The sequence below is a fragment of the Rhodoferax sp. GW821-FHT07G04 genome, from assembly GCF_059418585.1.
On sequence record NZ_JBWKQD010000001.1, the window covers coordinates 1,570,520 to 1,595,776 of the forward strand.

24 protein-coding genes are annotated in these 25,257 nt (G+C 62.6%); 8 read left to right on the top strand and 16 right to left on the bottom strand.

Annotated features, from left to right (window positions below; translation table 11 throughout):
• Positions 1–19 precede the first annotated feature (19 nt).
• The 10 genes from AC07OO_RS07280 to gcvA all read right to left on the bottom strand — a co-directional run bounded on the left by AC07OO_RS07280 (position 20) and on the right by gcvA (position 11,326).
• Complete coding sequence (locus AC07OO_RS07280; protein WP_495081381.1) at positions 20–571, bottom strand: DUF4442 domain-containing protein; 552 nt, start codon at positions 569–571, stop codon at positions 20–22.
• A 4-nt stretch (positions 572–575) separates the two neighbouring features.
• Positions 576–2,975, bottom strand: a complete 2,400-nt coding sequence (locus tag AC07OO_RS07285) for a 3-hydroxyacyl-CoA dehydrogenase/enoyl-CoA hydratase family protein (protein WP_495081382.1) — start codon at positions 2,973–2,975, stop codon at positions 576–578.
• A gap of 25 nt (positions 2,976–3,000) precedes the next feature.
• Positions 3,001–3,435 carry a DUF2147 domain-containing protein gene (locus AC07OO_RS07290; protein WP_495081383.1) on the bottom strand — a complete coding sequence of 145 codons (435 nt, stop codon included), beginning with the start codon at positions 3,433–3,435 and terminating at the stop codon, positions 3,001–3,003.
• Between the two features lie 49 nt (positions 3,436–3,484).
• On the bottom strand, positions 3,485–5,281 hold the full coding sequence (locus tag AC07OO_RS07295) for an acyl-CoA dehydrogenase C-terminal domain-containing protein (protein WP_495081384.1): 1,797 nt from the start codon (positions 5,279–5,281) through the stop codon (positions 3,485–3,487).
• Positions 5,282–5,317: 36 nt separating this feature from the next.
• Complete coding sequence (locus tag AC07OO_RS07300; protein ID WP_495081385.1) at positions 5,318–6,022, bottom strand: TetR/AcrR family transcriptional regulator; 705 nt, start codon at positions 6,020–6,022, stop codon at positions 5,318–5,320.
• Between the two features lie 109 nt (positions 6,023–6,131).
• Complete coding sequence (slmA, locus tag AC07OO_RS07305) at positions 6,132–6,833, bottom strand: nucleoid occlusion factor SlmA (RefSeq protein ID WP_495081386.1); 702 nt, start codon at positions 6,831–6,833, stop codon at positions 6,132–6,134.
• A 58-nt stretch (positions 6,834–6,891) separates the two neighbouring features.
• On the bottom strand, positions 6,892–8,343 hold the full coding sequence (locus AC07OO_RS07310) for a sensor histidine kinase (RefSeq protein WP_495081790.1): 1,452 nt from the start codon (positions 8,341–8,343) through the stop codon (positions 6,892–6,894).
• A 32-nt stretch (positions 8,344–8,375) separates the two neighbouring features.
• A complete protein-coding gene (locus tag AC07OO_RS07315; protein ID WP_495081387.1) occupies positions 8,376–9,104 on the bottom strand; it encodes a response regulator in 729 nt (242 codons plus the stop codon).
• 62 nt (positions 9,105–9,166) lie between these two features.
• Entirely contained in the window at positions 9,167–10,057 is an 891-nt protein-coding gene (argB, locus tag AC07OO_RS07320) for an acetylglutamate kinase (RefSeq protein WP_495081388.1), read from the bottom strand.
• 357 nt (positions 10,058–10,414) lie between these two features.
• Complete coding sequence (gene gcvA / locus AC07OO_RS07325; RefSeq protein ID WP_495081389.1) at positions 10,415–11,326, bottom strand: transcriptional regulator GcvA; 912 nt, start codon at positions 11,324–11,326, stop codon at positions 10,415–10,417.
• Positions 11,327–11,490: 164 nt separating this feature from the next.
• On the opposite strand from gcvA, the gene rarD reads away from it, so the two are divergent.
• Positions 11,491–12,387: an EamA family transporter RarD gene (gene rarD, locus AC07OO_RS07330; protein WP_495081390.1), complete on the top strand. Its 897-nt coding sequence runs from the start codon at positions 11,491–11,493 to the stop codon at positions 12,385–12,387.
• 100 nt (positions 12,388–12,487) lie between these two features.
• Here the strand turns inward: rarD and lysA are convergent, their stop codons facing one another.
• Complete coding sequence (gene lysA / locus AC07OO_RS07335) at positions 12,488–13,741, bottom strand: diaminopimelate decarboxylase (RefSeq protein WP_495081391.1); 1,254 nt, start codon at positions 13,739–13,741, stop codon at positions 12,488–12,490.
• Positions 13,742–13,822: 81 nt separating this feature from the next.
• Here lysA and AC07OO_RS07340 point away from each other — a divergent pair, with 81 nt between their 5' ends.
• Positions 13,823–14,884 carry a LysR family transcriptional regulator gene (locus AC07OO_RS07340; RefSeq protein ID WP_495081392.1) on the top strand — a complete coding sequence of 354 codons (1,062 nt, stop codon included), beginning with the start codon at positions 13,823–13,825 and terminating at the stop codon, positions 14,882–14,884.
• 21 nt (positions 14,885–14,905) lie between these two features.
• Here AC07OO_RS07340 and AC07OO_RS07345 read toward each other — a convergent pair whose 3' ends face one another.
• Complete coding sequence (locus AC07OO_RS07345; protein WP_495081393.1) at positions 14,906–16,195, bottom strand: NHL repeat-containing protein; 1,290 nt, start codon at positions 16,193–16,195, stop codon at positions 14,906–14,908.
• 236 nt (positions 16,196–16,431) lie between these two features.
• Here AC07OO_RS07345 and AC07OO_RS07350 point away from each other — a divergent pair, with 236 nt between their 5' ends.
• Positions 16,432–17,256 carry an ABC transporter ATP-binding protein gene (locus AC07OO_RS07350; RefSeq protein WP_495081394.1) on the top strand — a complete coding sequence of 275 codons (825 nt, stop codon included), beginning with the start codon at positions 16,432–16,434 and terminating at the stop codon, positions 17,254–17,256.
• Between the two features lie 23 nt (positions 17,257–17,279).
• Here the strand turns inward: AC07OO_RS07350 and AC07OO_RS07355 are convergent, their stop codons facing one another.
• The gene (locus AC07OO_RS07355; RefSeq protein ID WP_495081395.1) at positions 17,280–17,951 is read right to left on the bottom strand and encodes a hypothetical protein; all 672 of its coding nucleotides are present in this window, start codon (positions 17,949–17,951) and stop codon (positions 17,280–17,282) included.
• 20 nt (positions 17,952–17,971) lie between these two features.
• Positions 17,972–18,808: a phytanoyl-CoA dioxygenase family protein gene (locus AC07OO_RS07360; protein ID WP_495081396.1), complete on the bottom strand. Its 837-nt coding sequence runs from the start codon at positions 18,806–18,808 to the stop codon at positions 17,972–17,974.
• A gap of 167 nt (positions 18,809–18,975) precedes the next feature.
• Between AC07OO_RS07360 and AC07OO_RS07365 the strand changes: the two genes are divergently transcribed.
• Entirely contained in the window at positions 18,976–19,182 is a 207-nt protein-coding gene (locus AC07OO_RS07365) for a hypothetical protein (RefSeq protein ID WP_495081397.1), read from the top strand.
• Here the strand turns inward: AC07OO_RS07365 and AC07OO_RS07370 are convergent.
• Positions 19,149–19,979 (bottom strand): DUF72 domain-containing protein, encoded by an 831-nt coding sequence (locus AC07OO_RS07370; protein ID WP_495081398.1) that lies wholly within the window; start codon positions 19,977–19,979, stop codon positions 19,149–19,151. The two genes, AC07OO_RS07365 and AC07OO_RS07370, sit on opposite strands and share 34 nt — an antisense overlap.
• Positions 19,980–20,142: 163 nt before the next feature.
• Here AC07OO_RS07370 and AC07OO_RS07375 point away from each other — a divergent pair, with 163 nt between their 5' ends.
• Positions 20,143–21,432, top strand: coding sequence for a hypothetical protein (locus AC07OO_RS07375; RefSeq protein WP_495081399.1), 1,290 nt, complete (start codon positions 20,143–20,145; stop codon positions 21,430–21,432).
• A gap of 13 nt (positions 21,433–21,445) precedes the next feature.
• Here AC07OO_RS07375 and AC07OO_RS07380 read toward each other — a convergent pair whose 3' ends face one another.
• Positions 21,446–22,354: a hypothetical protein gene (locus AC07OO_RS07380; protein WP_495081400.1), complete on the bottom strand. Its 909-nt coding sequence runs from the start codon at positions 22,352–22,354 to the stop codon at positions 21,446–21,448.
• 283 nt (positions 22,355–22,637) lie between these two features.
• On the opposite strand from AC07OO_RS07380, the gene AC07OO_RS07385 reads away from it, so the two are divergent.
• From AC07OO_RS07385 to AC07OO_RS07395, 3 genes are read left to right on the top strand one after another with little or no spacing between them, the layout of a single operon-like run.
• Entirely contained in the window at positions 22,638–23,612 is a 975-nt protein-coding gene (locus AC07OO_RS07385) for an ABC transporter substrate-binding protein (RefSeq protein ID WP_495081401.1), read from the top strand.
• A 17-nt stretch (positions 23,613–23,629) separates the two neighbouring features.
• Positions 23,630–24,454 (top strand): ABC transporter permease, encoded by an 825-nt coding sequence (locus AC07OO_RS07390; RefSeq protein ID WP_495081402.1) that lies wholly within the window; start codon positions 23,630–23,632, stop codon positions 24,452–24,454.
• 1 nt (position 24,455) lies between these two features.
• A complete protein-coding gene (locus tag AC07OO_RS07395) occupies positions 24,456–25,253 on the top strand; it encodes an ABC transporter ATP-binding protein (RefSeq protein ID WP_495081403.1) in 798 nt (265 codons plus the stop codon).
• Positions 25,254–25,257 lie beyond the last annotated feature (4 nt).

Below are 25,257 nucleotides of genomic sequence, written 5' to 3' on the forward strand. Positions count from 1 at the left end.
GTCTGGGTGGGTGCCGGCATCAGGCCGGAACACTGCGGGTCTTGGGGGTGGCGGCCGCCTTCTTGGTGGTCGGCACCCAGGCCCAGATGAATTCACACTGGATGGGCTCTTCACCCGAGGCATCGGTCACGGTCACGGGGACCACGACCTCGCCCTTGTCTTGCGTCTGCATCAGCTGGCGCTGCTGCGCGCTCAGCTGCGCCACGGCGCGCATATCACCCTTGGTGCGGCGTTTGAACTGCACCTTGAGTTCCTTGGCCAGCGGCAGGCAGTCGTCGCGCACATTCATGCCGACCACCATGCCAGTGGCCGTTTCGGCCAGCAGGGTCATCGCAGCGGCGTGCACGCCCTGGATATGGTTCTGCACACGGCGCTGGTTGGCTATTGCGATCTCCACCTTTTCGGGCGTCATCACGGCAAAGTCCAGGCGGGCTGTACCGGTGAAGGGCACGGCGCGGCGCAGCACCAGGTTGCGCACCAGCGGGCGCAGCGGTGCAGGCACCTTGTCCAGCTGGGCCAGCGTGCGTGCCAGGCGGTTGGGGCCTGCCTTGGGTGTCTTGGTCGTGGACATGGCGTCAGTTGCGCACGGGCTTGCCAGTGCTCATCATGCCCATGATGCGTTCCTGCGTCTTGGCGTTGGTCAGCAGCGATGTAAAAGCCTTGCGCTCCAGCGTCATGACGTATTCCTCGCTGACCAGGGTGCCGGCATCCACCTGGCCGCCACACACCACCTCGGCAATCAGCTTGCCAATATGGAAGTCGTGCGCGCTGATGAAACCACCGTCGCGCATATTGACCAACTGTGCCGTGATGGTGGCAATACCACTGCGGCCGGCTACCGGGAACAGGCGCTTGTGCGGGGCACGGTAACCACCGGCAGACAAGGCCTTGGCCTCGTTGATGGCGACGAACAGCAACTCGTCCTTGTGTGGCACGATGACGTCGCTGTCCAGCAGATAGCCCAGCTTGCGCGACTCCAGCGCGCTGGTGCCGACCTTGGCCATGGCGGCACACGTGAAGCCTTCGGTCAGGAAGGGCAGCAAGTCTTTCGAAGTGGACAGCGCCATGTTCTCGGCCGCACGGCGGGCGATGTAGGTCAGGCCGCCGGCACCGGGCACCAGGCCCACGCCGACTTCCACCAGGCCGATATAGCTCTCCATGGCCGCCACGCGCTTGCTGGAGTACACGGCCAACTCACAGCCGCCGCCCAGGGCCAGGCCGCGCACGGCGGAGACCACGGGCACGTTGGAATAGCGCAGCTTCAGCATGGCCTGCTGCATTTCATGCTCGGCACCGTCGATGGCGGCGGCGCCACCCACCATGAAGGCGGGCAGCATGGATTGCAGGTCGGCACCGGCGGAGAACATCTCGTCCGGCGACCAGACCACCAATCCCTGGTAGTCCTGTTCGGCAAGCTCCAGGCCCTTCAGCAGACCTTCGACCACACCGGGGCCGATGGCGTGCATCTTGGTCTTGATGCTGGCGATGACGATTTCGTCATCCAGCGTCCACAGGCGGATGTCATCATCCTCATGCAGCGTCTTGCCGGCTGTGGTGGCGGACGGTGCATTCGCACCCAGCACGCTTTCGGGGAAGTGCTGACGGGCATACACGGGCAGGCTGCGCGGGGCAACAAATTTGCCGGTGCTGGGGTTGAACGAACCTTCGGGCTGGTGCACACCACCGCGTTCGGCGACAGGGCCTTCAAACACCCACTTCGGCAGCGGTGCCTTGCACAAGGCCTTACCGGCGTCGATATCTTCCTGAACCATCTTGGCCACTTCCAGCCAACCGGCTTCTTGCCACAGCTCGAACGGGCCTTGCTGCATGCCAAAGCCCCAGCGCATGCAGAAGTCCACATCGCGGGCGTTGTCGGCAATCGATGCCAGGTGCACGGCGGCATAGTGGAAGGCATTGCGCAGAATGGCCCACAGGAACTGGCCCTGCTTGCCTTCAGCATTGCGCAGCAGTTTCAGGCGTTCGGCGGCAGGCTTCTTCAGCATGCGGCCATAGACTTCGTCGGCCTTTTCGCCGGCGGGCACGTACTCTTTACTGGCCAGGTCAAAGCGCGACACATCGCGGCCGACCTTCTTGAAGAAACCGGCCTTGGTCTTCTGGCCCAGGTTGCCCATCTCCAGCAGAGTCTTCAACACCGCAGGTGTTGCAAAACTTTCGTAGAACGGATCGGTCTCGATGGAGAGGGTGTCCTGCAACGTCTTGATGACGTGGGCCATGGTGTCCAGACCGACCACATCCGCGGTGCGGAAGGTTCCCGATGATGCGCGGCCCAGCTTCTTGCCGGTCAGGTCGTCGACCACGTCATAGGTCAGGCCAAAGTTCTCGACCTCTTTCATCGTCGTCAGCATGCCGGCGATGCCGACGCGGTTGGCGATGAAGTTGGGGGAGTCCTTGGCATGGACCACACCCTTGCCCAGGTTGCTGGTCACAAAGGCTTCGAGATCGTCCAAAACCTTGGCTTCGGTCGTGGGGGTGTTGATCAGCTCCACCAGCGCCATGTAGCGTGGGGGGTTGAAGAAGTGGATGCCGCAGAAACGCGGTTTGATTTCTTCGGGCAGCGCTTCGCTCAATTTGGTGATCGACAGGCCCGATGTGTTGGACGCCACGATGGCGTGCGGTGCCACAAAGGGTGCGATCTTCTTGTACAGATCCAGCTTCCAGTCCATGCGCTCGGCAATGGCCTCGATGATCAGGTCGCACTCCTTGAGCACGTCCATGTGCTCTTCGTAGTTGGCCTGCTGGATCAGCACCGCATCTTCGCTCACGCCGAGTGGTGCAGGCTTGAGTTTCTTCAGGCCTTCGACGGCCTTGGTGACGATGCTGTTCTTGGGGCCTTCCTTGGCGGGCAGGTCAAACAGCACCACCGGCACCTTGACGTTGACCAGATGGGCGGCGATCTGCGCGCCCATCACACCGGCGCCGAGCACGGCGACTTTTTTGACTTGGAAACGGGACATGAGGGTGTTCCTGCTATAGGGGGAGTTACTGGACGCGGTTCCAGATTTGCGTGCGGTAGAAGAAGCCGATGTAGCCGCGCATCTGCAGCTTCTTGCCGCCTTCAATAGGGGTTACGGTGGCCTTGTAGACCTTGCCGTTGTTGGGGTCGAGGATGTTGCCGCCTTCCCACAGATCCTTGCCATCGGCCTTCTTCAGGCCGCGCAGGATTTCCATGCCCAGGATGGGCTGGTCCTTGCGTTCGTCGGTGCACTCGTTGCACTTGGCGTCCGGCTTGGACTTGGGGTCAAGGATCTTGTCGATCTTGCCCGAGACCACGCCGCCACTCTCAACGATGCGGATTTCCGACTTGACGGTGCCGTCTTTGTCGTCAATGGTTTGCCACACGCCCACGGGCGACATCTGCGCCATGGCTGAGACGCTGAAACCACACACCAGAACTGCAATGACGGAACGCAACATGGAAACTCCTCGGTAGAAAGTGTGAAAGAAGGGGCGGCGTGCCACCGTATCACGCCAGGGCCAGATCGGTGTCCATCAACACCTTGCTGCCGGCACGTGCGTTGCGCATCAGGGTTGCGGTTTCGGGGAACAGCTTGCCGAAGTAGAAGCGCGCGGTCTGCAGCTTGGCGCCGTAGAACGGGTCGGTGTTGCCAGCCGCGATTTCGCGCAGTGCCACCTGTGCCATGCGGGCCCAGAAGTAGCCGAACACCAGGTGGCCGGCGACGCGCAGGTAGTCCACCGCAGCGGCGCCCACTTCGTCGGGGTTTTGGAAGCCCTTGAAGCCGATCTCGGTTGTGAACTTGGTCATCTGGTCACCCAGGATGGCGATGGGGGTGATGAACTCGGCCATCTTCTCGTTGACGCCTTCTTCTTCCACCAGCTTGCCCACCAGCTTGCCAAACTTCCTCAGCGTAGCACCGTTGTTGGACAAGATCTTGCGGCCCAGCAGGTCCAGCGACTGCACGGTGTTTGTGCCTTCGTAGATCATGTTGATGCGGTTGTCGCGCACGAACTGCTCCATGCCCCATTCCTTGATGAAGCCATGGCCGCCGAAGACTTGCATGCAGGCGTTGGTGGCGATGTGACCGTTGTCGGTGATGAAGGCCTTGACGATGGGGGTCAGCATGGCCAGCATTTCGCCGGCGTCCTTGCGCACCTTCTCATCGGGGTGGCCGTGCTCTTTTTCCAGCAGCATGGAGCAGTAGGCCTGCAGCACGCGGCCACCTTCGGCGTAAGCCTTGGCGGTCAGCAGCATCTTGCGCACATCGGGGTGCACGATGATGGGATCGGCCGGCTTGTCCTTGGCCTTGGGGCCAGACAGCGAACGCATCTGGATGCGGTCCTTGGCATAGGCCAGCGCGTTCTGGAACGCCACTTCGGTCAGGCCCAGGGACTGGTTGCCCACACCCAGGCGGGCGGCGTTCATCATCACGAACATGCCCTGCATGCCCTTGTTGGGCTGGCCCACCATGGTGCCTACGGCGTCTTCCAGCACGATCTGGGCGGTGGCGTTGGCCTTGATGCCCATCTTGTGTTCCAGGCCACCGCAGTAGATGCCGTTGCGCTCACCCAAGGATCCGTCCTTCTTGACGTGAAACTTGGGCACGATGAACAGGCTCACGCCCTTGATACCGGGGGGCGCATCGGGCAGGCGGGCCAGCACCAGATGGATGATGTTGTCGGCCATGTCGTGTTCGCCGGCGCTGATGAAGATCTTGTTGCCGGTGATCTTGTAGGTGCCGTCGGCCTGAGGCTCGGCCTTGGTGCGCATCAGGCCCAGGTCGGTACCGCAATGGGGTTCGGTCAGGCACATGGTACCGGTCCATTCGCCGCTGGTCATCTTGTGCAGGTAGGTCTGCTTCTGCTCGTCCGTGCCGTGGGTGTGCAAAGCGGCATAAGCACCGTGGGTCAATCCGGGGTACATGGTCCAGGCCTGGTTGGCACTGTTCAGCATTTCATAGAACAGGCCGTTGACCACCAGGGGCAGGCCCTGGCCACCAAACTCGGGGTCGCAGCCCAGCGCAGCCCAGCCGCCTTCAATATACGTCTTGTAGGCTTCCTTGAAACCCTTGGGTGTGGTCACCGCATGGGTCTTGGTGTCCAGGGTGCAGCCTTCGGCGTCACCGGAAACATTCAAGGGGAAGATCACCTCGGAGGCGAACTTGCCGCCTTCTTCCAACACCGCATTGATGGTGTCGGCGTCGATCTCCGCGTGCTGCGGAATCTGCTTGAAATCGTCCACGACCTTGAGCACTTCGTGCATCACAAATTGCATGTCACGCAGGGGAGGGGTGTATGTAGGCATGGTGTTTACTCCTTGGGGAACGGTGAACCAGAAAAGTCAGGATTTGGTGGGTGTGGATGGGGCCTTGGCGCCGTATCGCGCCAGGATGTTGTCGAAGCCTTTGTTGGCGCGGGCTATCGAGCCAGGCTTGTTCAGGAAGCGGGCCTCGTAATGCAGGGCCAGGATCAGGCCGTGGATCTCGAAAGCCATTTGTTCTTCGTCAGCATCGGCACGCAGGTCGCCGCAGGTCTTGGCCAGCACGATGGCGCGGTTCATCGCGCCCAGCCAGGTCTGCACCGAGGTGGCCAGTGCATCACGCACCGGGCCAGGCCGGTCGTCAAACTCGACAGCGCCGCTGATGAAGATGCAGCCGGACTGGATTTCGATGGCGACCCGTTTCATCCAGTTGGAGAACAGCGCCTTGACCCGCGGCAGTCCGCGCGGCTCGGACAGGGCGGCGTAGAACACATCCTGCTCAAACTGCGCAAAGTATTGGTGAATAACGGAGATCTGCAGCTCCTCGCGGGAACCGAAGTGGGCGAACACGCCCGACTTGCTCATATTTGTGGCCTCGGCCAGGGCGCCGATGCTCAGGCCCTCCAGGCCGATTTGTGTGGCCAGACCGAGGGCGGCATCCACGATGGCCAGCTTGGTTTGCTGGCCCTTTTGCAGGGCACGCCCGGATGGGGCTTTGGTGCCCGCACGCTTGGCCGCGGGGCTGGCCTTGCGGATCAACTTGGCAGACAGAGACGCGATAGACATGGATGCAATGCATAACAAAATAGAACGATCGTGCTATTTTGCAGCATTACTTGCCACCCTTGCAAGCTTTTTACAGTTCTAGGGGCGTTTTTCTAATCAACAGCCGGGTTTACCCCAGCAGCATCTGCAAAGAAGCCTCCAGGTGCTCGGAGGGCAGGCGCTTGTAACCCGAGCGCACAAAGCGCTGCAGCCGACCACCCACAAAGGCGGCCAGCATGGAGGCCCGCACCTGGGCGTCCACGGTGGGCGTGGCCGAGGCTTGGGCGGCGGCCCCATCACGCAGGCATTGCTTGAGCGTGGCTTCTATCTTGTCGAAAAACTGGTTCATGCGGGCAATCAGGCGCTCGTTTTCGAACACCAGGGCATCGCCCACCATGACGCAGGCCATGCCGGGGTTTTTCTCGGCGAACTGCACGAGCATGGCGATGATCTTGGCAGCCTGGCGCCGGCCCGCATCGGCCGCGCCATCCGGGGCAGCCTGCTCGCGCTCCAGAATCTGGTTGACCAGGGAGAAGACGGTCTGCTCGATGAACTCGATCAGTCCTTCAAACATTTGCGCCTTGCTGGCGAAATGGCGGTACAGCGCCGCTTCGCTGACATCCAGCCGGGCCGCCAGCGCGGCAGTGGTGATGCGGTCGCCGCTGGGCTGCTCCAGCATGCTGGCCAGGGCCTGCAGGATTTGCACGCGGCGTTCACCCGGCTTTGGTCGCTTGCGCACCACCGCGGCGGCTGGCGCCGGTGGCTCCAGCTCCACCGACTGTGCGTGGTCTTCTAGGGGCTCAGTGGGGGACTGGGTGAGGACGTCTGGCATGGTGCGCAAAGCGGTGGTTGTAATTTTTATTCTCGCATAGGGGCGGCAAGGGTTTTGCCTAAGTTGGTATCACCAGCCGCATGCGCAAGCCTCGACCGCCGTGCCCTTCCAGCACCAGCAATTGGCTGTTGTGCACACGGGCGATTTCCTCGGCGATGGCCAGGCCCAGGCCGCTGCCTTCACCCATGGTGCCGGCGACACGGTAGAAGCGCTCCAGCATGCGGGCGCGCTCGTGCACGGGCACGCCGGGGCCGTTGTCTTCCACCTCCAGCATGGGCTGCGTACCCTGGTCCGGCGTCACGGCCATGGCGCAGCGCAGCGTGACACAGCCCCCCGCGGGGGTGTAGCGAATGGCGTTGTCCACCAGATTGCCCATGAGCTCACGCAACAGCCACTCATGGCCGGTGGCGTGCACATCGGCCACCTCCAGCCCCAGGTCGATCTGCTTGGCGCTGGCGGCATCCAGATGGGTCTCCAGCAGCATCTCGCACAGCTGGCGCAAGTCCACGCGCTGCATCGGTTGGGTATTGGCGCTGCGCGCATCGGCGCGCGACAGGGCCAGCAACTGGTTGGCCAACTGCGAGGTGCGCCGCGCGGCCTGGCGCAGCTTCAAAACCTGGCTTGCTTCCAAAGTAATAGCAGCATTCTCAATTTCGACGGGGGCTAGGTGGCTATCTTCTCTGTAGATGTGATCGGGGTGGGCCTGCGCGGCGCTGGAGCCCAGCCCCTGCGCCCAGGCCTCTACCTGGGCCTGCAGACCGGCCAAGGGGGTGCGCAACTGGTGGGCGGCATCGGCCACGAAGCGGCGCTGGCTCTCGGCCTGGGCATTGACCAGATCGAACAAGCGGTTCAGCGACAACACCAGCGGCCGCACCTCGTCGGGCGAGCCCTGCGCGTCCAGCGCCGACAGGTCGCGCGGCGAACGGCGCTCCACCGCCTCCTTCAATTCGATCAGCGGACGCAGTGCGCGGCGCACGGCCCAGTTGACGGCGAAAAAGGCCGCCACCACCAAGACCAGGTTCGGCAACCCGACCTTGACCCACAGCAGGCGCAGCCATTGCTGGCGTGGGTCCGAGCCATCGGCCAGGCGCAACACCAATTCACCGGCCGCCGTGTTCATGCGCTGGCTGACAATGCGGTAGGTCACGCCATCAAACTCCTGGCTGGAGAACTCGGGCTCGCCGGTAGCCGGGGGCATGCCGCTGAGCCAGCTTTCGCCGGCCAGCACGCTGCCATCCTTACCCACCAGCGCAAAGGCCGACATCGCGGGGCGATCGTGCAAAAAATCTTCTATGGGCGGGGCGATCAGCAGCACCGGCGGATCGGACTCAGTCAAGCCGCGCCCTACCACCGAGCCCGCCAGCATAGGCACCAAAGACAAAAGATGCCGGTCTTGCTGCAGCGCCGCGCTGTCGGCCGAGCGCAGGTCGAACCAGGCGTTCAGCGCCCCCAGCAAAAACAGCGGCACCAGCAATAGCAACAGCAACCGCCGCTGCAGGCCTGACGCCATGCCGCTGTGCACCGACGGTGATGGCGGCGTATTCACAAGCCCGACGCGCGGGGTGCGGCAGCCGATGCAGTGGTATTGGGCGCCAACAGTTCCAGCCGGTAGCCAAAGCCGCGGATGGAGCGCAGCGCCAGGCCATGGGGTTCGAGCTTGCCGCGCAGGCGCGAGATGTAGACCTCCACCGCATTGGGTGTGATCTCTTTGTCCCAGCCGGTCAGGGCCTGCAGCAGCTTGTCTTTGTTGGCCGGCTTGGGGGCCTGCAGCATCAGATACTCCATGACCGTCCACTCGCGCGGGCCCAACTCAATGGGCTGGCTGGCGCCATCGCCGCTGCGGATGCTGGCTTGGCGCAGCGCAGTGTCCAGCTCCAGCGGACCGAAGCTCAGCGTGGCCGAAGTCGCTGCTTGTGATCGGCGCAGCAGCGCGCGCAGGCGGGCCAGCAGCTCGGGCAGCTCGAAGGGCTTGACCATGTAGTCGTCACCTCCCATGTCCAGCCCCTGCACCCGATCCTGCAGCGCGTCGCGTGCCGTGAGTATGAGTACGGGCATCGCGTGGCCGGCCTTGCGCAGGCTTTGGGTCAGCACCAGGCCGTCCATGCCGGGCAGGCCGATGTCGATGACTGCCAAGTCAAAGGTTTCGTCCCGCGTAACCTCCAGCGCGCGCTCGGCGCTGCCCACCCAGTCCACCGCATAGCCGGCGCCCGTGAGCCCCAGCTTGATGCCGCTGGCCACCATCACATCGTCTTCCACCAACAAGAGTCGCATGACAGATTGACCTCCAGCCCTCGCGGAATGGGCTTAAGTAGCTATTAAATAAGTAGCGCCACTCAATGCGAGCGGATCATGGTACCGAAAGCCTGGTCCGTGAGGATTTCCAGCAGCAACACGTGGGGCACACGCCCGTCGATGATGTGCACCGCGTTGACCCCGCTCTTGGCCGCGTCCAGCGCGCCAGCAATCTTGGGCAGCATGCCGCCGCTGATGGTGCCGTCGGCAAACAGCTCGTCGATGCGCCGCGCGGTCAGGTCGGTCAGCAGCTCGCCGTTCTTGTCGAGCACACCGCTGATATTGGTCAGCATCATCAGCTTCTCGGCCTGCAGCACCGTGGCCAGCTTGGCGGCTACCACATCGGCGTTGATGTTGTAGCTCTCGTTGTTCTCGCCAAAGCCGATGGGGCTGATGACGGGGATGAAGGCGTCATCTTGCAATGCCTTGACCACGCTGGGGTCCACGCTGATGATGTCGCCGACCTGGCCCACGTCGTGCTCGACATTGGGGTCGGCGTTGTCCAGCATCTTGAGTTTTTGCGCACGGATCATGCCGCCATCGCGCCCGGTCAGGCCCACGGCCTTGCCGCCGGCCTGGTTGATCAGGCCCACGATGTCCTGCTGCACCTCGCCGCCCAGCACCCACTCCACCACTTCCATGGTTTCGGCATCGGTGACGCGCATGCCCTGGATGAATTCGCCCTTCTTGCCCAGGCGCTTGAGTGCGTTCTCGATCTGCGGGCCACCGCCGTGCACAACGACCGGGTTGATGCCGACCAGCTTCAACAGCACCACGTCTTCGGCAAAGTCGGCCTGCAGGCCGGGGTCTGTCATGGCATTACCACCGTACTTGATGACCATGGTCTTGCCGTGGTACTTGCGGATATAGGGCAGGGCTTGGGCCAGGATTTCGGCCTTGTCGCGGGGCGGGATGTGGGCGGTATCAGACATGGTGAATGGTGTCGCTCAGAGGGGTTGGAGGAAATTGACCGGATTGTGCCGCATCATGCGCTGGCAAAGCTGACCGCAAGCCGACAGGGCGGTTTGTGTCATCGCCCGCAACTGGCTTGGCGCCCGTGCCGCCGCTCCGTGTCCCCCGCCCTTCGGGCTCCTCCTTTACCTGCGCGGCGACACGGGCGCCAAGCCAGTTGCTGGGGTTTCGGCTCTCACATCTGCAAGCACAAGCCACGCCGTATCAGTCGGGTAGCGGGTTTTGCGTAGGTAAAGGAGGAGCCCGCATAGCGGGCGGGGGACACGGAGCAAAACCCGCTACCCGACTGATACCAACGCCAGAAGATCAGCTGGAACTTAGGCCACCAGATCCCCCGACCGAGCCCTAAAGCGCTCCACCTCTCCCCGCAGCCATTCCAAAAAAACAGCAACCTGGGGCTTGTCCCGCGCGCCGGGCGGGCAAGCCAGGTAGTAGTGGTTCTCGCTTTTGACCGCCACATCGAACAAGCGCAGCAAGTTGCCCTGTGCAATCTCCTGCTCCGCCACCACATGGCGCACCAGGCCTACGCCTTCGCCATCCAGTGCGGCGCGGATGACGAAAGACATATCCTGGAAACGCACGCCGCCCGTGGGCTCGGCCATGGCCACACCGGCCGCCTGCAACCACGGGCTCCAAGGCTCGTCGGACAGCAGCAGACGCGCCCGCTTGAGCTGGGCCGGCGTCTTGGGCAGATCACCATTGCGGTAACGCGGGCTGACCACCGGGTAGTAGGAGTCGCCCAGCAGCCTCTCCACCTCCATGCCCGGGTACTGGCCGGTGCCAAAGCGTATGCCCACGTCGATGCCGTCGCGCACCAGATCCTGCAGTTGGCCGCTGGACTGCAACACCAGCTCGGTGTCGGGATGCGCTTCGATGAACTGGCCCAGGCGCGGCGCCAGCCAGCGTGCAGCAAAGGACGGCAGGCAAGACACCGTCAGACGCTGTTGCTGCCCATGGGCGCGCACCTGCTGGACACCCTTGGCAATGTCGTTGAAAGCATTGCGAACGGTTTGCGCTAGCAAGGCGGCCTGGGGCGTGATCGCCAGGCGCTTGCCGTGGCGGGTGAACAGGGCCACGCCCAGCTCGGCCTCCAGCGCACGCACCTGGTGGCTGACAGCCCCGTGTGTGACATGGATTTCGGCGGCAGCACGTGAGAAATTCTCATGCCGCGCCGCTGCTTCAAACACACGCAGCGCAGCCAGGTTGGGGAGTCGCAAGGGTGCGTTCATGGCCGCCATCTTAATGTGAGCCATATTCACAAGACAAGCGAAGTTTTATCGTTTAGCAAACCCGGCCAAGCGCCGTACTATTGACAAAGCAAGCCGCCGCGCAGGGCCAGTCGCCCCAGCGCCTTCCCACCAGCGCGCACACGCGCCAAAGCCCAAGAGCAAACATGAATCCTGGAGTCGTTTACGCCCTGCTCGCCTACATGATCTGGGGCATGTTCCCCCTGTATTTCAGGCAGGTCGCCGACGTGCCCGCGCTGGAGGTGGTGATGCACCGCACCGTGTGGTCGCTGTTGTTCGTGATGCTGGTCCTGCTGGTGCTCAAACGTTGGGCCTGGCTAGGCCAGGTTGCGAAACAACCCAAAGTATTGGGCGCCTTCGCGCTGTCAGCGCTGCTGCTGTCGAGCAACTGGTTGATCTATGTGTGGGCCGTGCAAAACCAGCATGTGCTGGATGCCAGCCTGGGCTACTTCATACTGCCCTTGGTCAATGTCTCGTTTGCCTACGCCTTTCTGGGTGAACGGCCGCGCCGCGGCCAGTGGATCGCCGTGGGCCTGGCCGCGCTGGGTGTGGTCTGGCTGACCGTGCAGACCGGGCGCCTGCCGTGGGTGGCCCTGATGCTGGCGCTGACCTTTGGCTTCTATGGCCTGCTGCGCAAGGTGGCGGTGCTGGGCGCGCTGGAAGGGCTGACCCTGGAGACCATGATGCTGGCGCCGATCGCGGCGGCCTATCTGGCTTACGGTGTGTGGCAAGGCGACAGCGCGCTGTTGCATGGCGCCAGCGGCTCGGTGGGCTGGCTGGTGCTGGCCGGACCGCTGACCGCCATTCCCTTGTTGCTGTTTGCGGCAGGTGCCCGGCGCATTCCGATGACCACTCTGGGCCTCTTGCAATACGTGTCACCCAGCCTGTTGTTTCTGCTCAGCGTGCTGGTGTTCAACGAGCCGCTGCAACTGCCCCGCCTGATCGGCTTCGCGCTGATCTGGGGTGCACTGGTGGTCTACAGCCTCGAGGGGCTGTTCAACACCCGCCGTGCCCGGCTGGCACCGGCGGGTGGCACGGCCTGACATCCGCGACCGAAGGGCTATTTGAGGCAAGTGGCTTGAAGAAATTCAGGCTCCAGCCCTCGTCATGCTTACCTCATGCGCTATCACTTAGATAGCAACTCTAGATCACTTCCAGCGCAATCAGCTCCGCCACCGTCTGCTTGCGGCGTATCAGCCGGGCTTGGCCATCGACGTCCACCAGCACCTCGGGAATCAGCGGCCGGGTGTTGTAGTTGGAGGACATGGACGCGCCGTAAGCCCCCGTATCGTGTATTACCAGCAGATCGCCAACCTGGGCGGTCGGCAGGTCGCGCTGCAGCACCACGCCGCCCTCGCCCTGCGTGAACACATCGCCGGATTCGCACAACGGCCCGGCCACGACGGTGGGCTGGGTGGCGCCCGTGGCGGCGGTGCCGTCAGCGTGGATGATCTCCATGCCATGGTGGCTGCCATACATGGACGGACGCATCAGGTCGCTGAAGCCCGCGTCCACCATCACAAAGTGCTGGCTGCCCTGGGCCTTGGTGGCGCGCACCTCGGCCACCAGCACGCCGGATTCGGCAACCAGATAACGGCCGGGTTCCAGCTCCAGCGCAACGGCGTGGCCCAGGTCCTGGGCAATCTGCTGGCGGGCATCGTTCCAGCACGCAAAGTAGTGGGCCGTATCAATCGACGGCTCGCCTGCCTGGTAGGGAATGGATAGGCCACCGCCGGCAGAAATGGCACGCAGATCCATACCCTGCGCCTTGACCGTTTTCACAAGCCCCACCATTGCACCGCAAACTTGCTGCAAATGCCCATAGTCCACGCCCGAACCGATATGCATGTGCAAGCCCTGCAGCGCAAGCCCGTTGCTGCGGACCTTGGCCAGCGCGGTCACGAGGTCGCCATGCCAGATGCCGTGCTTGCTGTGCTCGCCGCCGGTGTTGGTCTTGTTGCTGTGGCCGTGGCCAAAGCCGGGGTTGATGCGCAGCCAAACCGGGTGGCCTTTGCTGACAGCACCCAACTGGTCCAGCATGTCGATGGAGCCGCAGTTGACAGGGATGCCCAGTTCGACCAGACGAGGCAAGGTCGTACGGTCCAGCAGGTCGGCGGTAAAGACGATTTCGGCATGACCGTTGTGCAGGCCGGGCGTGTAGCCAGCCGCCAGCGCACGTTCGACTTCGCCCAGTGACACGGCGTCCACCATCACCCCCTGGCTTTTCAGCAAGCGCAGCAAGTGGGTGTTGGAATTTGCCTTCTGCGCAAAGCGCACCACATCAAACTGGCGCAGCGCCTGAACGCGGGCCGTGATGGTGGCGGCGTCATACACCCACAGCGGCGTGCCGTGTTGTTGGGCCAGGGATGCGAGGGTGGAGGGCGTAAATGGGTTCATAAGACGGATGATCCCAGCCCCTATCTATTCAATCAATGCCAATTTTGTTAAACGATTATTCAAATTGGATATAGTTAACCCATGCCCCGCCCTACCAAGCCAGCAGCGACCACACCCCCAGGAACCTGGGCGACTGGGCGTTTTGCGCAGGTAAAGGAGGAGCCCGCAAAGCGGGCGGGGGACACGGAGCAAAACGCCCAGTCGCCCAGGCTCCGAGCGCGCTCCGACCCAGCTCCATTACTAACCCACCGCCAGCTAACCCAATTCAGAGCCATCATGCTGCACGGCAACCTGAGCCGCGCAGCAGACGCCACCAATTCCAGCCAACCCACCCTGAGCCGTGAACTGGCCAGACTGGAATACCTGCTGGGCTTTCCCCTCTTCGACCGCGTACGCGGCCGCCTGCGCCCCACGGCACGCGCGCTAGCACTGATGCAGGAGGTAGAACGCTCCTTCATCGGCCTGGAACAGATAGCCGCCCGCGCGCAAGAGCTGCGCACCCTCTCCACCGGCCGCCTGCGCCTGGCCTGCCTGCCCGCGCTGGCCCACGCGCTGGTACCCCAGGCCCTGCAGCACTTCAGCAAGGCCCTGCCCGAGGCCAGCGTCAGCGTCGTACCGCTGGAATCCCCCTGGCTGGAGCAGGCCCTGAGCGAGCAGCGTTTTGATTTGGGCCTGGGTGAAACCACCGAGGCACCCACCGGCGTCGAATTACGCCCCCTGCTCACTGCCAACGAAGTCGCCGTATTGCCCACGGGCCACCGCCTGTGCCAGCGCAAACTGTTGCAGCCGCAAGATTTTGAGGGCGAGCGTTTCGTGAGCCTCGCCGAAGGCGATACCTACCGCCAGGCCATCGACGCGATGTTTCTAAAAGCCGGTGTGCAGCGCGCCACACAGCTGGAAACGGTCAGTGCAGTCGCCGTATGCGCCATGGTGCAGCAAGGCCTGGGTGTGGCCATCGTCAACCCGCTGACCGCGGCGGCCATGGCAGGGCCGCAACTGGTGGTGCGGCCCTTGGCTATGGCCATTCCGTTCAGCGTGGGTCTGTTGCTGCCGCAGGTGGCTACACCGCATCCGCTGCGCGAAGCGCTGGTGGCGGCCATTGCGCAGAGCGCAGCAGGTGTGTCCGCCGTAAACAGCGCCTGATCCCCACTGCACAGCCTTGAATCAGGGCCGCACTTTCAAAATGGATTGGCTGACGGTGCCGGCAAAGTAAATCGTGCCCGTACCGTCTATCGCAGGGCCATTGAGTGGCTCGCGCGCTGCGACGCCGATGTCCAGGGATGACACCCGCTTGTCAGTGGCATATTTGAATAGCTGGCTTTTGGAGAAAAGTACTGAATGCCCGCCGCCCGTGTAACGCAAAACAGCCCGGGCTGCGATGTATAGATTGCCGCCCCCATCCACCACGACGCCTGTAGGCAGGCTGTAGCTGCAGGCAAGAAAATCGCAGTCACTGGCAAATGCGGACCCCAATTGCAGGGTTGTAACCTGACCTTCGGGAGATATCTTGCGCACCGCAAGATTGTTGGAATCCACGACATAGACATTGCCACCGGCATCTACGGCAAGCGCCTGCGGTCCGTTGAAGCGTGCGCCTGCGGCCGATCCATCCACGAAACCTGCAGTGGGATCCCCTGCAACTGTTGTGAGCGAACTGCCCGGCACCAACCTCTGAATGGTGTTGTTGCTTGCGATGTAGAGCGTACCAGCACCATCCACTGTGAGGCCTTGCACAGGATCGGGAAGCTGCACCAGGAATACCATGGCGCCGGTTGGCGAGACCTTCCAAATAACCGACGCATCCACGACATAGAAATTACCTGTCCTGTCGGTAGCCACATGTTTCAGCGCGGAGAAGGTCCGCAATGGAAGGCCATACTGGTCGTTCACCACCGTGGTCCCGCCAGACGCAGCAGTCTTGGTGATCGTGTAGGTGTCCGCCGCATACACATTTCCAGCGCTGTCCGCAGCGATGCTTAGCAGGCTGGAAAAGCCCGTTGCCAAGGTGCTGACCGAGGTGGGCGTCGGTGCGGGAGCAGCAGGCGGCGCCGGATCGCAGCGCACGATGACCGATTGCACGGCAGCCGATCCTACAAGGCCCTCGCCGTTAAGAATCTCGCAGCGACGCCCGGAGGGCAGTGGGCTGGCGAGCGTCACGGAGTAGCTGGCGCCTTGCGCAACCAAGTGGGGAAACGTAAAGGATGTGGCTTGCGGGCTGATGCCCAAAAAATCTATGCCATTGTGCAATGCCAGCCCAGCCTCATCACCCAAGCCGCTGATAGTGCCACCGATGCTGTACGACTGGGCGGATGTCGGCGTGGACGTAGGGGTGGGTGTTGACGCAGGGGTTGGCGCAGTCTGCGCGTTGCCAGACCCGCTGCCACCGCCACAGGCCGATAGCAATACGATGGGGCATAGCAAGACGGCGGAACAGAAGTGTTTGAATGCTTGCATGAAGGTCGTGAAAATTGAGAGCCGGGCCAAAAGTCTTGCCGCTACCTGACCTACCGTCCGTAGGGGGCTTCTTTTCCAGGCAGCCCGCGCACTGTAGCGAAGGCGCAAGACATCCGACATCCCATAAACAGGTGGCAACCGAGCCCAAGGTGTAAGCGTTTGTAGGCCCCATACCCGAGGGAGGAATACCGTCGCGGCTATCATCTAGGCCGCAACCCGCACGCCGCTGCTCTTCCATGACAACTCCCTCCACGCACCCCTCCTTGGTTGAATTCCAGGACCTGAGCTTCGCCTACGACGACCACTTGGTCCTGGATAAGGTCTCGTTGCGCATCCCCAAGGGCCAAGTCACCGCGCTGATCGGCCCCATGGGCGCTGGCAAGACGACCACGCTACGGCTGATGGGCGGTGAGCGCAAGGCGCAAACTGGTCAGATGCTGTTTGACGGCCAGGACGTGGGCCGCATGGATACTGAGCAGCTCTATGCCGCACGCCGACGCATGGGCATGCTGTTCCAGTTTGGCGCGCTGTTTGCCGACTCCACGGTGTTCGACAACGTGGCCTTTCCGCTGCGCGAGCACACAGACCTGCCCGAGGCGTTGATTCGTGACATCGTGCTGATGAAGCTCAACGCCGTGGGCCTGCGCGGCGCGCGCGAACTGTTCCCCAGTGAAGTGTCGGGCGGCATGGCCCGGCGCATTGCATTGGCCCGCGCCATCGCGCTGGACCCCGAACTGGTGATGTATGACGAACCCTTCTCGGGCCTGGACCCCATTTCGCTGAAGACGGCGGCCCGGCTGATACGCCAGCTCAATGACTCCATGGGCCTGACCAGTGTGTTTGTGTCGCATGAACTCAAGCAGACGCTGGAGATTGCCGACCACGTCATCGTGCTGGCCAACGGCAAGGTCGCAATGGAAGGCACACCAGACGCCGTCCGAAATAGTACGGACGCCATGGTCTACCAGTATGTGAATGCCAAGCCCGATGGACCGGTGCGCTTCCACTTCCCGGGTCTGGCCGTGGAGGAAGACTTTGCACTGGTGGATAAGGCCTCTTGAGGCGGATAGTTAGCAGACAGAAGTTACCCGCCCCTGCCAACCAGTCCCCGCCACTGCGGGCGCGCAAAGAAACCGACCGCTACCCAGCCCGCGACGATGTGCAGGCCAATCACCGCCGCAAAGATTTGGGGGTGGCCGGCCAACCATTGCTCCGGCCCTGCAATGGTAGGGGCGTAAAAAGTCATGGCCCCGGCATTGAACAGCACGATAACCGCCAACAATACCCAGGAACCCCGAAACACCCACCAGCACCAGACGCCATAGGCGGTCTCCACCGCCAGTGCCAGCAGGGGTAGCGCATACAAGCCGGATCCTAGCTTCGGCGCATCGACACCGGGCGCCCAGGCGATGTCATGCACATGGGTCGCCAAATCCAGCACGATGTGGCTCGCGACCGCTACGGCCAGAGCCGTAGCCCAAGCAGGCTTCTTCCACCATTTGGCGACCACCCACCAGACCACGCATGCCAGCACCACGGTACTGGCGATGGAGTGCGAATACGGCATGAAGGCCAGATGGATATCGTTGATGGCCCGCACTGCGGGTTCGGTCGTCGTCACCTCAATGCCCAGCAGATTGAACGCCACCCATAGCACCTCAACCAGTTGAACCGACAGCAGTACCAGCAACATGGGCACACCAGGCCACTTGCGGTTGATGGCAAGCGCCGTCGCGGCGTGGTTGATGGCATTCATAGGATTGGGGAGGTGCTCATTCAGAAGCCACGCACGGGAAACTCCGCGCCGCGTTGGATCCAGTTAGCCGCGGAATACTGCGCCGTGGCATCCGTCACATGCAAGGTGTAGGCATGGCGTGACGCACTGGAACGGTTGGGCGCGCTGTAGTGCGGCAGCAATCCATGGAACACCACCAAAGCACCTGCCTCTACTTCCAAGGGGATGGCCGTGCTGGTGTCTGGCCATGGTGTCGCGTCCAGCTTTTGCATGGTGACATGATCCCCTTGGCGCACAAAGCGTTCACGCAGCGGGCTGCGGTGGGAGCCCGGTTGGGTCCACAGACAACCGTTGTGGACCGTCGCGTCTTCCAGGGCAAACCAGAAGGTGGTCACGCTGATAGGCGTGGTCTCAAAGAACGTGGCGTCTTGGTGCCACCCCACTTCACCGCCGATACCGGGTTGCTTGAAGATATACATGGATTGCCAGATCTCAGGCCGCGCCAGGCCCAGGTCGTGGGCGAGCTGCCGCAGTTCCGGCCCGCGTGAAAAATCAGAGAAAACGGGGTCTATGTCATGCATGGCATGCCCGATCTTGTTGATGGACAGCGCCTTGGCCTGGCGCAGTTCACCCTCCGGTCCGAAGGCTTCCTCTTCAAAAAAGCAACTCGTGTTGGCAGCCGAATCCAGAAAGTAGCGGTCAATCGACCGGGCCTGGTCATTGGTGGTGAAAATGGTTTTGGTGCCTGACGGTACAAACGCATCCACGATCTCCCCCGCCCGCTGGCGCAGAGCCTGTATGGCAGCGGGAGACTTGAAGTGCGGCAGCACGAGGTAGCCATCGCGTCGGTACGTAGCTTGTTGTTCGGGTGTCAGCATGCTTGGGAGCTCAGTTTTGAGCCGCCCAGTATAGGCAAGCCGGCTGGTGGAGCACCCGACAGATTCTTGTTACGCCGTGTATCTGTGTGGGACACCGTACAGATGCGCGGCGAGGCCGCGCCTACCGTTGGTCTTGCTTTTGACCAACCCACTGACGGACGGACGATATGAACACCCTCATTTCTGACGTTGCCAAGCCACTCCCGGCCAAGCTTGCAGCGCTGTACCACGGCATGCGTGCCCATGTGGTGCAGGCGGTGGCGGGCTCAGACAAAGGTACCGTGCGCGCAACGCTAGCCTATGCGGCCCTGTGGGTATTGGCCGCGCTGTCCGCGCTGGCCTACATCACACATCTATCCGCGCTGTTTCGGTAAGGCGGCGGGTTCACGCCAAGAGCGTGCAGCACGGCCAAGGCATTGGTCAGCGCAGCGCCAGACGCCGTGTTGTCGAAGATCAGCCACGCAGCCTCCGCACTCCGGTGCGCATGCTGGGCCAGCTTTGCCGCCAATTGGGCCAAATAGTCGTCGGGGTAGGACGAGTAGTAGATGTTGGGTGAGCCATGCAAGCGCATGTAAATGGCTGCCGTCGTGGGCTCGTGCTCTCCGGGCTGGCCCTGGGGCGGATCGGCTACCACGCGGGTAATGGCATGGGCCTCCAGTATCGCCGTGGCCTCCGCGCCAAACCACGACGGGTGGCGCGCCTCGCAGGCGAGCATGCAAGGGAATTGCGTGCGCATTTTTTTAAAAAAACTGTCAGCCGCCAGCGTATCGAACTCCAAACTGGGAGGCAGTTGCACTAGCACGCAGCCCAGTTTTTGGCCCAAGCCATCGGTCTCGTCCTTGAACTGCGCAAGCAGCGCATCCGCGCGTGCCAAGCGCAAAGCGTGGGTGACGGTGCGCAGCAGCTTGACGGAGAAACGGAAGTCTGACGGCACAGACGCCGCCCACCGCGCGTACGTGGACTGGCGGTGGGCGCGGTAAAAAGAAGAATTGATTTCAACGGCAGGGAAGACCGCGGCATAGCGCACCAGTTGACTGCCCTCCATGGCAGAAAACAGCGGCGCGCCGGATACCTGGCCCCAACCCGCGCAACCGACCAGCGCTGCCGGGTAGCCAGCCGGCACAGGCAGCGGAGCCACAACAGGCTGTTCCAAAGCGAAGAGCGTATCCATAGCAGAATCAGTCTACGTATTTGCCGTCAACCATCCGTATGGCGGCGCACAGATCAGGCAGACCGGGCCCGCGCGGGACACCAACGGTTACAAAAATCGAGGCGCCCCATGGCAAAACTCCGTATCGACCGACGAAGATTCGTACTGGATTCGAGAGGTCACTATGAAGTCAAAAAACAGCATGCTTGCCTGCACCGCTTGGGCGGCAGCAATGGTGTCGTTGGGCGCGCCCTTGCAGGCGCACGCCGTGGATTCGTTTGACGCGGGCAGCAAGCTGCTGTCGCTGGACAGCGTGTCCTTGGCGGGCACGAGTTACAGCCAGGTGCGGGCCACCATCAATGCCTACACGCTATTGGGTGTGGACGGCGGCACACCGTCGGCCGATACATTCGACGCCTCCACCAATCTGTTGACGCTGGGTGCGGTCAGCTTCCAAGGCACCACCTACAACAATGTACGCGTCCGCATCAACTCCTATGCCTTGCTCAGCGTAGGCAGCAGCGCACCGGGCACCGGTAGTGGCTCTGCGGTCTACGCCAACCTCAGTGGCGCCAGTCTGGGCGCGGGTGCCAGTCTCAATGGCGCCATCCCCTTCCCCGCCAACAACGCCTGGAACACCGATGTCTCGGGCGCCGCGGTAGACCCGAATTCCGACGCACTGATTGCCAGCATAGGCCTGACCCGGGGCCTGCACCCGGACTTTGGCTCCGGCCTGTACGAGGGCGCGCCGATTGGCATTCCTTATGTTGTCGTCTCCTCCGCGCAGGCCAAGGTACCCATCACCTTCACCGACTACGGCGATGAAAGCGACCCCGGTCCCTACCCCGTACCGGCCGATGCGCCGATTGAAGGCCAGTTGGCGAGCGGCGGTGCCTTTGGCGGCGACCGCCATGTGCTGGTCATAGACCGCGATGCCAATCGCTTGTACGAAATGGGCAACTCCTATCCGCAAAGCAGCGGCGCCTGGCGCGCCAGTGGCGGCGCCGTCTTCTACACCGACTCCAACACGGTACGCCCCGGCGGGCGGCCGGGCTGGACTAGTGCAGACGCTGCAGGCCTACCTATCTTCCCGGGTTTGGCGCGTTATGACGAAGCATCCACCGGCGTGATCCGCCACGCGCTGCGCTTCACAGTCAGCACAACCCGCAAGGCCTATGTGCCCCCGGCCACGCATTGGGCATCCAGCAATACCAGCGCCAATGTGCCCCCCATGGGCATGCGGGTACGGCTCAAGGCCAGCTATGTGATTCCGGCCAGCTTCAGCACCGAGAGCAAGGCCATTTTGCAAAGCATGAAGACCTACGGCATGTTCGTGGCCGACAACGGCTCCAATTGGTACGTCAGCGGCGCCCCCGATCCACGCTGGAACAATGACAAGCTGGTGTCGGAGTTGGGTAGCGTCAAGGGTTCCAGCTTTGAGGTGGTGCGCATGGACGGATTGGTAACGCCATAACCCCCGGCCTCGCCTAACGGGTCGCGGTGGGTGCGTGCGCCAGGTCTTCGTGCTTTTGCGCCAGGTATTCGTCCAACGTCAATTCGTGCAGTTGCGCCGCATGGCGCTCGGACAGCGCAAACCAGGCGCGCAGGCGGGCATCCATCTGGGGTTGGCCCGGCGCGCCGGGTACGCTGGTGTAAGCCAATAGCGCCAGGTAATTGCGGATCACATTGCGCTCGATAGAGCCGCGCTCGCCCTGCACAAACTGTGGCTTGCCATCCTTGCCGGTGCCGGTCACGCTGAAGCCGATCTTGCTGCGCCCTGCGGTCGCCAAGTACAGCCCCAAGGCCATGCGGGCCATGGTGCCGTAGCTATAGCCATAGCCAAAGTGCAAAAACGTACGCTGGCCTTCCAACGGTGTGATTTCAAAAACGATGCGGTAATCCGATGTGGACAAGGGCCCACTGGCCGCCGTCAGCGCCACCCGCACGTAATCGGCGGTAGACGCTTCCACGCGCATGCTGTAGTTCATCGTGTAGATGGACCCGCCCGTCACGCCCTGCTTGGGGCCTGCGGTCAAGACCAAACCATCGCCACTGGCGCCGCGCGTGGGCTGGCAAGCGCGCACATTGAGGTGCAGAAACATCACGCCGCACAGCGAGTCCGTCGCGCTGAGCAGGCTGCCAATCTGTGCGAACGGCAAGGACAACTCGGTGTACACGTCGGCCTGCAGATGGCTGCCCGTGTCTTGTGACACCAGATGCACCGGCTCGCCCAGGGCCTTGGCCTGCAGCTGGGGTTGGAACTCGGCGTGCTTGGCCATCAGCGTGGTGGCATTGCCCACCGGCGCGGGCGCGGGAGCCGCCCAGGCCGTGGATATACAGGAAGCCCATAGCGCCAACAGCAGCGCGGGGGCCATCAGGAGAGAACTACGGGCCATGGTGTCGTGTGTGTCCATTTCTGTTGGTGGGCAATCGCTGGGCCATCATGCAATGCCCCGGTGGGTTGGTCGGTGCGCCAACCCACGGCCCCATTCTGGCATCACTTTCAGCTCGCGCGAAAACCCGGAATCACCGGCGACAGTTCTGACATTTCGCACGGACCGAGTCGCATCACCGCCAAAGACTTCTTTGAAATCAATGACTTAGCGCTACATCACCGCTGGCACGGAGCGTGCAAAAGCATGGATGGTCTTTGTTCGCTGTACTTTCATTGGAGACAACATGACGATTAAAAAACTGCTGATGGGCGCTTTGGCGCTGTCCGCCCTGTGCACCGCGACCGCCCAAGCGCAAGAAGTGGTCCGCCTGGGGAATCTGAAATTTGCGCACTACGGCGCGATCTCCTACATCAAGGAGATCGCGCCCAAGTGCGGCATCAAGGTCGAGGAGCATGTCTTCGCCAAAGGCCCGGACGTGATGCAGGCCATTCTGGCGGGTGAGCTGGACGTGGGCGCTACGGCCTCCGAAGGCGCCATCTCCGGCCGCGCCAACGGTGCCCCCATTTACGTGGTGGCCGGCTTTGCCAAAGGCGGCGCGCGCCTGGTGGCGCGTCCCGACGCCGGCATCAAGACCGTCAAAGACCTCAAGGGCAAACGCGTGGGCGTGACCCGCGGCGGCATCCACGAGGTGCTGCTGGCCGCGGAGCTGGGCCAAAACGGGCTCACCATGTCGGACCAGCCCGGCAAGGACGTGCAGGTGGTCTACCTGGCCTTTGCCGACCTGAACCAGGCGCTGTTGGGCAAGAACCTGGACGCCATCATGCAGAGCGAACCCCAGTCCTCCCAAGCCATCAACAAGGGTTTTGGTGTGGAGGTCATGAAGCCCTATGACACGCCCATTGGTGAACCCGTGCGCACGCTGGTCATGACCGAGAAGTTCTATAAAGAGCGTCGCCCCGTGGCCGAGAAATTCATGCGCTGTTTTGTCGAATCCACCAAGGGTTTCATCGAGACCAAGGGCCTGGCCGAGAAGTATGTGCGCGAGACCATCTTCAAAGGCCAGATCACCAGTGAAGACTTTCAGGACGCAATTGCCAATTCACCCTACTCGTTTGACATCACGCCCACGCACATCCAGACCACGACCGACACCATGACCAAGTACGGCGTGGGCAAGATGGCCAAGCCCCCGGTGGCCTCCGACTGGGTGCGGACCGACCTGCTGGACCAGGCCAAGAAAAGCCTGGCCATCAAGTAGCCACAAGGAGCGATAACATGAAGAAGGCATTCAATGGACGCGCCATTGCCTCGGGGCTCATGGTCCCGGTGGCCGTGATCGCGCTGTGGCAACTGGTGTGTGTGCTGGGCTGGGTCAGCCCACTCAAATTGCCATCGCCCTGGGCCGTGGCACTGCGCTGGGTGCAGTACATCAGCCCGGCCGAGGCTTATGCTCCCGACGCCGGAAGCTGGATCAGTTGGGCCCTGTCGGGCGAATTGCTGCGTGACGCCCAAGGCAGCATGTACCGCGTGCTGATCGGCTTTCTGATTGGTGGGGGTCTGGCCTTGCCGATTGGTATTCTGATGGGGGCCAACCAGCGCATCTACGACAAGCTCTACATCCTGGTGCAGGTGCTGCGCCCCATTCCGCCCAGCGCCTATACGCCGCTGGCTATGCTGTGGTTTGGTCTGGGCAATCCGCCGGCCGTATTCATGATTGCCATCGCGGCCTTCTTCCCGGTGCTGATCAATACCATCGTCGGTGTGCGCCAGGTCGACAGCATCTACCTGCGGGCCGCGCGCAACCTGGGCGCCAGCCAGAGCACGCTGTTCCTGCGGGTCATGCTGCCGGCGGCCACGCCCTACATCCTGGCCGGCATACGCATTGCGATTGGCGCGGCCTTCATGATCGTGATCGTGTCCGAGCTGATTGCCGTGCCCGATGGCCTGGGCTTTCGCATCAACGAAGCCCGCGAATACGCCTGGACCGACAAGGTCATGGCCGGCATGTTCACGATCGGTCTGATAGGCCTGGCGTTGGACATAGCCATGAACAAACTCAATAACCACTTGCTGCGGTGGCACCGTGGCCTGGAGAGCTGATATGAACGCAAAACACATCCAAGTTCAAGCCGTCAACAAGATCTTCAAGACGGCGGACAAAGAGGTCGTCGCGCTGCGCGACATCAACCTCGACATCCCCGAAGGCCAGTTCGTCTGCCTGTTGGGGCCCTCGGGCTGCGGCAAGTCCACACTGCTCAATGCGGTGGCCGGCTTTGCATTGCCCAGTTCGGGCGCCATCACCGTGAGCGGCACCACGGTCACTGGACCGGGACCAGACCGGGGCATGGTGTTCCAGGAATACGCACTGTTCCCCTGGATGACGGTGGAACAGAACATCGGCTTTGGCCTGGAAATCAAGGGCATGGACAAGGCCGAGATACAGACCCGGGTAGCCGCGCTGCTGGCCATGCTGGGCCTGACGGACTTTCGCCAGCGCTTCCCCAAGGACCTGTCCGGCGGCATGCGCCAGCGGGTGGCCATTGCCCGCGTGCTGGCCCTGGACTCGCCGACGATGCTGATGGACGAGCCCTTTGGTGCACTGGACGCTCTGACCCGGCGCAACCTGCAAGACGAGTTGCTGCGCATCTGGTCCGAGTTGAAGAAGACCATCCTCTTCGTGACCCACAGCATCGAAGAAGCCATCTACCTGGCCGACCGCATTGTGGTCATGACCTACCGGCCCGGCACCGTCAAGCGCGACCTGCTGGTGGACCTGCCACGCCTGCGCGATCCGTCTTCGGCGGCATTCAACGCCCTCAAGCGCGAACTGGGCCAACTGGTCATGGAAGAGCAACAACGCCACCACAACGACGAACTGAAAATGGCGGCGGTAGACTAGCCCC